The 591-nt window shown below is 69.2% G+C and carries 1 pseudogene; it reads right to left on the bottom strand.

Going from position 1 to position 591, the window contains the following annotated elements:
• Positions 1-474, bottom strand: a pseudogene (locus ADK57_RS47000) (transposase family protein); the annotation flags it as partial.
• Positions 475-591: the final 117 nt, after the last annotated feature.

The following is a 591-nucleotide window of genomic DNA, read 5'->3' as shown; positions in this document are numbered from 1 at the left end:
ATCCGATGGGCACGGGCCACGGTCAGATCATGGCAGCGCCCCGGCAGGGCCGGCGACAACCACAGCACCTCGCCGTGTGGATCCGTGACCACCTGCACGTTCACCCCGTGCCGGCGGTGCTTGGCCGAGTAGTCGGCGCGGCCGTCGCCGAGGCGGTCGCACTCGGCCAGGGTGCCGTCGAGCAGGACGAAACTTGGGGTCTGCCTCGCGCAGCGCGCGCAGCAGACCGGGCGCGCGGGCGGCCAGGAGATTGATGACCACGGTGGTGTAGGCGTGGGCGGTGCCGACCGAGATGCCGAAACCCGCGGCGATCTGCGCGAGCGGCTCGTGCTTGCGCAGGTACACCAGAGCGACCAGGGCACGCTGGTGCGGCGGGAGTTTGCAGCGGCGGTCACCCTCGCGGGTGACGATGAGCATCGTGAGCCACTCGATGAGCGCATGGGGCAGGTCGAGTGCGGCAGGATGAGGGACCAACAGGGCTCCTGCGCCGATGGGTTGAGACTTCGAACACCTCCCTCAACGGCGCGGGAGCCTTGTGCGTTGTGGCCACGGCGCCTGTCACTCGATCGGTGGCCAACCTGAAAGACCTCA

The sequence above is a fragment of the Streptomyces sp. MMG1533 genome (assembly GCF_001279775.1).
In the GTDB taxonomy this organism is placed as follows: domain Bacteria; phylum Actinomycetota; class Actinomycetes; order Streptomycetales; family Streptomycetaceae; genus Streptomyces.
The sequence above is the reverse complement of the archived record's forward strand: the minus strand, read 5'-3'. Positions and strand labels throughout refer to the sequence as shown.